Origin of the sequence: Devosia sp. (genome assembly GCF_036406155.1) — a bacterium.
Classification (GTDB): domain Bacteria; phylum Pseudomonadota; class Alphaproteobacteria; order Rhizobiales; family Devosiaceae; genus Devosia_A.
This window is the reverse complement of record NZ_DASWVV010000098.1, coordinates 1-9255: the sequence shown is the minus strand read 5'-3', so window position 1 is coordinate 9255 and position 9255 is coordinate 1. Positions and strand designations below refer to the sequence as shown.

Annotated in this window: 12 protein-coding genes; 7 read left to right on the top strand and 5 right to left on the bottom strand. The window is 70.1% G+C overall.

The annotated features are described in order from the left end of the window. From VGD93_RS06230 to VGD93_RS06220, 3 genes are all read left to right on the top strand, one after another. Positions 1 to 350, top strand: a 350-nt coding sequence (locus tag VGD93_RS06230; RefSeq protein ID WP_395010285.1) for an exodeoxyribonuclease VII large subunit, incomplete at its 5' end; no start/stop codon positions are given. Between the two features lie 70 nt (positions 351 to 420). Beyond that, on the top strand, positions 421 to 645 hold the full coding sequence (locus VGD93_RS06225; RefSeq protein WP_395010283.1) for a DUF2093 domain-containing protein: 225 nt from the start codon (positions 421 to 423) through the stop codon (positions 643 to 645). Next, positions 646 to 1779 carry a hypothetical protein gene (locus VGD93_RS06220; RefSeq protein ID WP_395010281.1) on the top strand — a complete coding sequence of 378 codons (1134 nt, stop codon included), beginning with the start codon at positions 646 to 648 and terminating at the stop codon, positions 1777 to 1779. A 9-nt stretch (positions 1780 to 1788) separates the two neighbouring features. Here VGD93_RS06220 and VGD93_RS06215 read toward each other — a convergent pair whose 3' ends face one another. From VGD93_RS06215 to VGD93_RS06205, 3 genes are read right to left on the bottom strand one after another with little or no spacing between them, the layout of a single operon-like run. Beyond that, positions 1789 to 2508, bottom strand: a complete 720-nt coding sequence (locus tag VGD93_RS06215; protein ID WP_395010279.1) for a lysophospholipid acyltransferase family protein — start codon at positions 2506 to 2508, stop codon at positions 1789 to 1791. Beyond that, the gene (locus VGD93_RS06210) at positions 2505 to 2750 is read right to left on the bottom strand and encodes a DUF4170 domain-containing protein (RefSeq protein WP_395010277.1); all 246 of its coding nucleotides are present in this window, start codon (positions 2748 to 2750) and stop codon (positions 2505 to 2507) included. The genes VGD93_RS06215 and VGD93_RS06210 overlap by 4 nt, the downstream gene beginning before the upstream one ends. Then, a complete protein-coding gene (locus tag VGD93_RS06205) occupies positions 2747 to 3592 on the bottom strand; it encodes a 3'(2'),5'-bisphosphate nucleotidase CysQ (RefSeq protein WP_395010275.1) in 846 nt (281 codons plus the stop codon). Before VGD93_RS06205 ends, VGD93_RS06210 begins: the two co-directional genes overlap by 4 nt. Positions 3593 to 3853: 261 nt before the next feature. Between VGD93_RS06205 and VGD93_RS06200 the strand changes: the two genes are divergently transcribed. Further along, positions 3854 to 5143, top strand: a complete 1290-nt coding sequence (locus VGD93_RS06200; RefSeq protein ID WP_395010273.1) for an NAD(P)/FAD-dependent oxidoreductase — start codon at positions 3854 to 3856, stop codon at positions 5141 to 5143. A 161-nt stretch (positions 5144 to 5304) separates the two neighbouring features. After that, positions 5305 to 5841, top strand: a complete 537-nt coding sequence (locus tag VGD93_RS06195; RefSeq protein ID WP_395010272.1) for a DUF6101 family protein — start codon at positions 5305 to 5307, stop codon at positions 5839 to 5841. A gap of 278 nt (positions 5842 to 6119) precedes the next feature. On the opposite strand, the gene VGD93_RS06190 is transcribed toward VGD93_RS06195, so the two are convergent. Together VGD93_RS06190 and ubiA are read right to left on the bottom strand one after the other, a co-directional pair. Next, positions 6120 to 6392, bottom strand: a complete 273-nt coding sequence (locus VGD93_RS06190; protein ID WP_395010270.1) for an usg protein — start codon at positions 6390 to 6392, stop codon at positions 6120 to 6122. A 141-nt stretch (positions 6393 to 6533) separates the two neighbouring features. After that, a complete protein-coding gene (ubiA, locus tag VGD93_RS06185; protein WP_395010268.1) occupies positions 6534 to 7469 on the bottom strand; it encodes a 4-hydroxybenzoate octaprenyltransferase in 936 nt (311 codons plus the stop codon). Positions 7470 to 7567: 98 nt separating this feature from the next. Between ubiA and VGD93_RS06180 the strand changes: the two genes are divergently transcribed. Together VGD93_RS06180 and VGD93_RS06175 are read left to right on the top strand one after the other, a co-directional pair. Further along, complete coding sequence (locus VGD93_RS06180; protein ID WP_395010266.1) at positions 7568 to 8320, top strand: 16S rRNA (uracil(1498)-N(3))-methyltransferase; 753 nt, start codon at positions 7568 to 7570, stop codon at positions 8318 to 8320. Between the two features lie 82 nt (positions 8321 to 8402). Continuing rightward, positions 8403 to 9255 (top strand): glutamate--cysteine ligase (locus VGD93_RS06175; protein ID WP_395010264.1); only part of this gene is annotated, 853 nt, incomplete at its 3' end.

The following is a 9255-nucleotide window of genomic DNA, read 5'->3' as shown; positions in this document are numbered from 1 at the left end:
CCAAAGCCCTGCGCGGCGAACTGCGTCACTGCCGCGAGGCCCTGGCACCGCTGGCGACGCGTCTCGCCCCGGCCTGGACACGGCTGCTTGGCCAGCGCCGGGACCGGCTCGGCGCGCTCGGGCGCCTGCTCGAATCCTATGGCTACCGGAACGTGCTGCAGCGGGGTTATGCGCTCGTTACGGACGAAGCGGGCGGCATCGTGCGCTCGCCTGCGCAGTTGCGGCCCGGCGAGGGGTTGACCATCGAGGTCGCCGACGGGCGGATCGGGGCGACGGTCTCGGGCGCGCCCGGCCTTCGCCGCAAGCCCCGCCCCGACGGCGGCGGCGACGACCAGGAAAGCCTGTTCTGACGGGGACGGCAGCGCGGCATTTGCATGGCCGCCGGGTTCTCCTATATCTGTCGTCAGCAAAGGCATGGCCATGAACATTTTCGACAAGGGATTCACGCCCTCCGAGGCGCAATTGCGCTACCTCGACGGCGACTACGTCGTCCTCAAGCCCGGCAGCTTCGTGCGCTGCGCCGTCACGGGCAAGCCGATCCCGCTCGACGAACTGAGCTACTGGAACGTCGACCGCCAGGAAGCCTATGCCGACGCCCAGGCGGCACACGAGGCCTATGCCCGCCACGGGCTCGGTCGGGCCTAATTGGCGAAGAGCCGCCGGCTCCTGTTCATTTCCAACGGCCACGGCGAGGACTCGATCGGCGCCGAGATCGTGCGCCGGCTGCCCCCCGGCTTCGTGGTGGAGGCCTACCCCACGCTCGGGGGCGGCCACGCCTATGACGGGGTGTGCCCGGTCGTGGGGCCGCGCGCCCGGCTGGCGAGCGAGGGCTCGCGCGTCGCCGCCGGCACGCTGGCGCGCGACGTCCTGACGGGCGGCCTCGCCACCGTCCCCCCGGGCCTCGCCTTCCTGCGCCGCGCCCGTGCGGCCTATGACCACCACGTCGTCGTCGGCGATTTCGTCGGCGTCGCCGGCTGTTTCCTGGCCGGCATCCGCGGCATTACCTATCTCGACGTCTACAAGACCGGCTACGGCCGCCCTTATGCCTCGCTCGAGCGCTGGGTCATCGGGCGCACCTGCCGCACCGTCTTCAGCCGCAATGCGGGGCTGGCCGCGACGCTGGCCGAAGCCGGCATCGACGCACGCGCCGCCGGCAACGTCATGATGGACACCATTCCGGCCGCCGAGTACGACGCAGCCGGCCGCCGCTCCCGCCCGCAGGCGGTCACGCTGCTGCCCGGCAGCCGCCAGGACACGGCGGCGAATTTTGCGCTGCAGGTCGACGCGCTGGCGGCGCTGCCCGCAACGCTGCGGCCCGATCTGTTCCTTGCCCTCGCCGACGGCATTGACCCGGCGGTGCTGGCGGCCGCGTCGGGCCTCGCGCTCGAGGCCCCCGCCACGGGGGAGGCGGCCGACCTCGGCCGGCTCGTCGGCAGGGGGCTCGCCGTGCACGCGTCCCGCGGCGCGCTCGCCAACCTGCTTGCTGTGTCCGACCTCGTCCTGTCGCAGGCAGGAACCGCCACCATCCAGGCGCTCGGTTCGGGCCGGCCGGTGGTCACCTTCACGAAGCCGGCCGACCGCGGCAAGCGCTTCCGCGAGGAAGGCCGGCTGTTCGGCGAGGCCCGCCTGCTGGCGCCGGCCGACGCGGCGGCGCTGTCGCACCTGCTGGCGTCGCTGCTGGCGGCACCGCAGGACATCGCCCGGCTCGGCGCCATCGGGCGCGAGCGCATTGGCGGCCCCGGCGCCATCGACGCCATCATTGCCAGCCTTGGTTCCTGAACGTGTCGGCTATCGCCTGCCGGCGTCGGCGATGGCGAAGGCCCGCTCCAGGGCGCGGTCGAGCAGCACCTTGAGCTCGGCCGCGTAGGCCTCGTCGCTGACCGCCGGGTCGGTCATGGCGACGGGGCCCTCGGCCACGAACGCGATGGTCGAGAACGGGTAATTGACCTGCATGCGGTCCCAGACGTGCTCGAGCACGCGCCGTCGCGAGCTGGCCGTGGCGATGGCCCAGACCGGCCGACCGGAGCGCCGGGCCAGCGCGATCATGCCCGGGCTGACATGGCGGCCGGGCACGGGAGGGATGTCGGCGGTCGCGAACAGCGTCGTGCCGCTGCGCAGCGCGCGGAGCATGTTGCGGAAGGCGGTGAGCCCGCCAGTGCCATGGCCCTGCCGCTCGCTGGCGCCGGAGCCGTCGATGGTCTGGTAGCCGAAGGAGCGCGCCATGGCCGCCGCCATGCGCCCATCCGGATGGTTGGAAACGAGCAGCGCCAGGTTGCGCGTGTCGGGGATGCAGGCATAGGCGAGGTTGGACTGGCCGTGCCAGGAGACCGCGATCACCGGCCAGTCGGCCCTGACCCGCTGCCAGTAGTCGGGCGGCTCGGACACCACCTTTGAGGTGGCCTTGATCAGCCGGAGATAGCCCCCGATCAGCACCGCGCCGATGAACCAGCGCACCAGCCTGTGGTCCTTGAGGCCCGGCCCGGTGCCCGGCGCCCGGCGCCTGCTCACTCGTCCATGCCGGGGGACAGCAGCCGGTGCAGATGCACGATGAAGTAGCGCATCTCGGCGTTGTCGACGGTCATCTGCGCCTTGGCCTTCCACACCGCGTAGGCCGCGGCGTAGTTGGGGTAGACGCCGACGATGTCGACCTTGCTCAGGTCCTTGAAGGTGATGGCATCCATGTCTTCCAGCTCGCCGCCGATGACGAGGTGCAGGAGCTGCTTATCCGGGGTCTTGCTCGGGGGTGTCATGTCTTCTTGCGTTCCAGGTCGGCCTGTTGGAGCTGCGGGCAGCCATAGACTTTGATGAGCGCCGCGTGCAGGGCGGGTTTTAGCGACACCTCGCCGACTGCTGCAAGCGCGCCGTGGCGGATTTCTTCGCCGTTGAAGCGCAGCTCCCCGTCGCAGACGTCCTCGAAGGAGATGCCGGCCTCCTTAAGGATAATGGTGGCTCCGGCGAGGTCCCAGTCCTGCGAGCCGCGCCGCGCCACGGCGGCGTCGAGTTCGCCCGAAGCGACCTGCACCAGCCGGTAGGCGAGCGAGGAATAGGCCGGGCCGCGCGTGTAGTCGAGCCCGGCCGCCTGCAACTCCTGGTGCACCGCGCCCGGCGCCGGGATCAGCGGGGCCTTCCGGCCCGGCACGGTCTCGCGCCGCAGCGGCGCGCCGTTGAGCCGCGCCCCACCGCCACGGCAGGCATCATACATCTCGTCTCGCGCCGGCGCGTATACCACCCCGGCAATGGCGATGCCGTCCTCGACCACCGCCAGCGACACCGTCCAGCTGTCCTCGCCGCGGATGAACCCCCGCGTCCCGTCGATCGGATCGACGACGAAGACGCGCTTGCGCCGCAAGCGTCCGGGGTCGTCGGCGGATTCCTCGCTGAGCCAACCGTAGTCGGGGCGCGCCGTGGTCAGCGCCGCGTGCAGGAAGCGGTCGAGCACGATGTCGGCCTCGCTCACCGGCGAGTTGAACTCCTTGGTCCAACTCTTGAGTTCCTTGCGGAAATAGCCGGCGGCGATGATCCCGGCAGTCACCGCGCTGGCGCGCAGCAACTCGAGGTCTTCGGCCGCTGTGGTCGGTGTGGCTTGGGGCATGCCGGTTCCGGGAAATTCTGGCGCCCTTCTAGGCCCATGCCCGGCACGAGGCAAGCTGGCGGGCGGTCGCGCGGGGCCGGCTTGCGCCGTCGGAGGCCGGCGGCGGATCCGCATGGGCGGCGCGCGGCAAATCGGCTAGCATCGCCGTGACGCCGCGGGCGGAACGCCCGGGTGGGGATTGCCACAACAGCCATTTCACAGACGCTTCCATGCCATTCACCTCGTCATCGTCGGCAGGCAGCCCCGGGCAGGGGCACGCGAATGGCTGATGTGATCGTCCTCGGCGCCGGCATGGTCGGCCTCTCTGTGGCCATTCATCTGCAGCGCCGCGGCCGCGCCGTGCTGCTGCTCGACCGGCGGGAGCCGGGGTACGAGACGTCCTACGGCAATGCCGGCATCATCCAGACGGAGGCCGTGCGGCCCTACCGCTTTCCGCGCGACCTGCCGACGCTCCTCGGCGTCGCCGGCAACCGCCGCGTCGACGCCCGCTATCACTGGCGCGCTCTGCCTGGCCTCGCCCCGGCGCTGGCCCGCTACTGGTGGCATTCCGCTCCGGCCCGCTACCGGGGGCTTGCCGCCCAATACGCGACGCTGATCCGCCGCGCACAGGCCGAACACGCCGAACTCATCGCCGCGTCCGGCGCCGGCGACCTCGTGCAGCGGCGGGGCTACTACAAGCTCTACCGCGATCCCGCCGCGCTGGCGGCGGCGCTGGCCGACGCCGAGCAGGTGCGGGCCGAATACGGCATCCCCCATGGCGCCCTCGATGCCGCCCAGGTCGCCCGGCTCGAACCGGATCTGCGCGTCGCCGTGGCAGGCGCGCTGCACTGGCCGGAACCGTGGACGGTGCGAGACCCCGCGGCGCTGGCCGCTGCCTATGCGCGCTACTTCGTCTCGCTCGGCGGCAGCCTCGTGCGCGGCGACGCTGCCAGCCTCCGCCGACAGGGTTCGGGCTGGCGGGTCGAGACCCGCGACGGCCCGGCCGAGGCGGCATCGGCCGTCATTGCGCTGGGGCCATGGGCAGGCGAGGCGACGCGGCGTCTGGGCTACCGCCTGCCGCTGTTCGTCAAGCGCGGCTACCACATGCATTACCGGCCGGCCGGGTCGGCCGGGCTTGGCAACTGGCTCTATGACGCCGACAACTACTATCTGATCACGCCGATGGCGCAGGGCATCCGGCTCACCACGGGCGCCGAGTTCGCTGCCCTCGCCGCGCCGCCGACCCCGGGGCAACTGGTGGCCGCCGAGCGCATCGCACGCGCGCTGTTTCCGCTGGGGGAGCGGGTCGATGCCGCGCCGTGGCTGGGGGCGCGCCCCTGCACCCCGGACATGAAGCCGGTCATCGGCCCGGCGCCCTGCCATGACGGGCTGTGGTTTGCCTTCGGTCACGGCCATCACGGCTTCACCCTCGGGCCGATCAGCGGGCGCCTCCTGGCCGAGCGCATGGTGGGCGCGGCCGACCCGGCGGACCTCGCCCCGTTCGGGGCGGAGCGCTTCCTGCGCCAGCCACCGAACGGCGCTGTGGCGGGCCGTCGGAGGGCGCGCGGTTAATCCGCCCTTACACTAGGTGACGACCTGCTAACCCTCCGCAAAACAACCTAAACTTAACCCAGTTTCTTAAGCGGGCAGGTAATGGCCGGGCCTAGATTGGGGGCATCAAAAAAAGAGCGCCAGAACTAACCGGCTCTCGACGTTGACAGCGAGGTTTCAACATGGTTCGCGGGGTAGGGATCGAAGGGTCCTCGGTCGTTGTGTTGTTCGGGCAGAGGGGCGGCGTCGGCAACGCGGCACCGGCCCCCACGGCGAGGCGGTTCGGCCCGGCCAACGACAATGGCCCCAGGGAACCGGTCAAGACCGTCACCGTGCGCAAGACGCTCGAAAAGAGCGGCGTGGCGATCAAGGTGAAGGTGCCGATCGACGAATATGTCGGGGTGGCCGTGTCGACGGCGATCTCGGAGGAAGGCGTCCTGCACAGCGCCATCGAACTGGTGCACGGCGACCCCGATCTCAATTACCGGGTGTTCGAGGAGATCGGCAACAGCAACGTCGTCGCCGAATGGCAGAACTGGGGCCGCAAGCTCCGCCTGCCGCTGTTCATCAAGGCCGGCGACGGCAATCTGCTGCCGTACAGCCAGCAGGTCGACGGCGTCGCCCTCGGCTACTCCAGCGCCCGCCGCAAGCTGGCGGCCGATGCCAGCCGCCGGCCGCGTTTCCTCAATCGCCGCAAGCCCGGCGAAGCCAGCAACTGAATTCACGGCCGGCCTGCGGGAGGGCATGCAAGCTTCCCGCCGGCCGATGCACCTCCAGGCGGCCTGGGGGACCGGTGTCACCGCCGGTCCCCAATTTTTTATGCCCCCTCGCAACCATCTGCGGCAGGCCGCGTTGTCCTGTCGACCGGCGCGTCATTTCACGGCCGGTCAGCGTGATTTCCCCCCGATCACGCACCCTCAAGCGACCTCCAAGCGCTTCAGAGCAAGGCTGGCCGTCCCCTGCGGCCGGCCTTGCACCGTTCTTGCGCCCCGGGGCTTCAGTTGAGACGGCGGGACGCCCCCAGCAGCGAAAGCTCCTTCGGCCTCACCAGCAGCGCATGCGCCACCGTCACTGAGTGCAGCGGGCCCTCGATCTTTTCCTCCCAGAAGGCCAGGAAGCGGGAGAGGGTCGGGAAGTCGGGGAACAGGTCGTACTCCTGCCACACGAACTCCTGCAGCAGTTCGAGATGGTCGGGAACGCGGTAGAAGATCTGCGCCGTCGTCAGGCCGTAGCCTTCGACCTGGCGGACACGGGGCTTGTTGATCTGCATGGGACGAATTCTCCTTGGCACACGGATCGTCCCGATTAGACCAAGTTCGGGTCCGCGCAACAAGTGACGTCGTCAAATATTAAGCTGTAGATTCAAAGGTTTAGCAGCAAATGGCCCCGAGTGCTGCCAGTCGCGGGCGCCCTACAGCCAGGCCTCCGCGAGCAGGGCGAGGGTGAAGGCCAGCCCCACCCAGTGGTTGGCCTTGAACCGCAGCAGCGCATTGCCCGCAGCGTTGCCGTCGAGCGTGACGACCTGCCAGGTCAACCCCGCTATCGCCGCCGCCAGGCCGAGCACGAACACGATTCCGGCGCCGGCGAGGAACGCGGCGGCGGCCCACAGCGCAACCGCCCCGGCGTAGAACAGCGCCACCATCAGCCGCGTCCGCCGCCCGAACAGCCGCGCCGTCGAGCGCACGCCGATGAGCGCGTCATCCTCGATATCCTGCATGGCGTAGATCGTGTCGTAGCCGATGACCCACAGGATGGAGCCGGCATAGAGCAGCACGGGAGCGAGGCCGAGCGCCTCCATCTGCGCCGCCCAGCCGAGCAGCGCTCCCCAGGAGAAGGCGAGTCCGAGGAACAGTTGCGGCCACCAGGTGACCCGCTTCATGAACGGATAGATGGCGACCAGCGCGAGCGAGGCGACGCCCAGCGCGATGGCGAGCCCGTTGAACTGCAGGAGCACCGCGAGGCCCACCAGCGCCTGCGCGACCATGAACGCGATGGCTGCGGCAACGCCGACTCGCCCCGAGGGAATCGGGCGCGAGCGGGTGCGCTCGACCTTGTCGTCGATGTTTCGGTCGACGATGTCGTTGAAGGTGCAGCCGGCCCCGCGCATCGCCACGGCGCCGACAAGGCACAGCGCCAGCGCCCACCAGTTGAAGCCCCGGTCCGGGTCCGCGAGCGCCGCCAGTGCCAGCGCGAAGGCGCAGGGCCAGAACAGCAGCCAGAAGCCGATCGGCCGGTCCCACCGGGCGAGGCGCGCATACGGCTTCAGCCATTCTGGCGCATGCCGGTCGACCCAGTTGCCGCGCTGCGCGTCGGCGACCGCGCCTGCCGGCTGCTCGTGCATTTGCATGGATCGACCTCGATGCGATACTGCCGGGCGCACTTATCCTCTCGCCCGCGATCAGGTGCAAGCATGATCGGGGTCGCAACCGCCCGGAACGAACGCCCATGCCGCGCACCCACAAGACCCTGCCGCGCCTGTATGTCGAGCAGCCGCTCGGGGCAGGGGCGTCGTTGACGCTGGGGCACGAGCAGACCAGTTACTTGCTCACCGTGCTCCGGATGCAGGCTGGCGACGGCGTCGTCGTCTTCAACGGCCGCGACGGAGCCTGGCTCGCCCGCATCGCCGCGCCGCACCGCAAGGCGGCAACGCTGGCGCTGGCCGAGCCGGTCGCGCCCCAGACCCCTCCGGCGGAGCTGTGGTACGGCTTCGCCCCGCTCAGGACGGCGCGGCTCGACTATGTCGTCCAGAAGGCCACCGAAATGGGCGCCGGCGTCATCCAGCCGGTCCTCACCCGCCATACCCAGTTGCGCAACCGGCTGAAGCCGGAGAAGCTGCTGGCCAACGCCATCGAGGCGGCCGAGCAGTGCGAGGTCCTGTCGATCCCCGTGATTGCGCCCGAGATCGGGCTGCCGGCGCTGCTCGCCGGCTGGCGCGCACAGCACGGGCTGAGGCGGCTCATCGTCTGCGACGAGGCCGCCCCCTCGTCCTCGCCGCTCGATTCGCTGGCCGAGCTCGCCGGCCTGCCGGTCGGCGTGCTGGTCGGGCCCGAGGGCGGCTTCGCCGAGGACGAGCGCGCGCTGCTCCTGGCGCAAGCTTTCGTGATACCGATCAGCCTCGGGCCGCGCATCCTGCGCGCCGATACCGCCGCCGTTGCCGCCCTGGCCTTGGTCCAGGCAACCATCGGCGGTTGGCGATAGAGTGCTTGCTTTCCCGACGCGTGCGACTATTGTCCCGCCGCAGCCGGGCTCCCCGGCGATCAACGTTCGCCCCGGAGTTGCCATGGACGGCGCCGCCCCATCCCCGCTCATCGAATCGCGTGCCGACCTCATCGAGGCCATGGCGCGCGGCGCCAAACCGCAGTCCGAGTGGCGGGTGGGGACCGAACACGAGAAACACGTCTTCCGGCGCGCCCCGGTGCGTCCGGTGCCCTACGAGGGTGGCGACGGCATCCGGGCGCTGCTCGCCGGCATCGAGGCCCGCACCGGCTGGCATCCCTTCTATGACGGGGAATACCCGATCGGGCTGCGCAACGACGAAGTGGCCGGCGGCATCTCCCTCGAGCCGGGCGGCCAGTTCGAGCTGTCGGGCGCACCGCAGGCGACGCTGCACGGCGCCGCGGCCGAACTCGCCGCGCACCTGGACGATTGCCACGCCGTGGGCGAGGAACTCAACATCCACTTCCTCGGGCTTGGCACCACGCCGCTGTGGTCGGTCGACGAGATCCCGGCCATGCCCAAGTCGCGCTACGGCATCATGAAGCCCTATATGGGCAAGGTCGGCACGCTCGGCACCTCGATGATGTTCCGCTCCGCCACCATCCAGGCCAATCTCGATTTTTCCGATGAGGCCGACATGGTCACCAAGCTGCGCATCGGTCTGGCGCTGCAGCCGGTGGTTACGGCGCTGTTCGCCAACTCCCCCTTCATCGACGGCAAGCCGTCCGGCTATCTGAGCTTCCGTTCGCACATCTGGCTCAATACCGACGCCGCGCGCACGGGCATGCTGCATTTCGCCTTCGAGGACGGCATGGGCTTCGAGCGCTACGCCGACTACGCCCTCGACGTGCCGATGTATTTCGTCATCCGCGACAGGCGCTACATCGACGTTGCCGGGGAGAGTTTTAGGGCCTTCC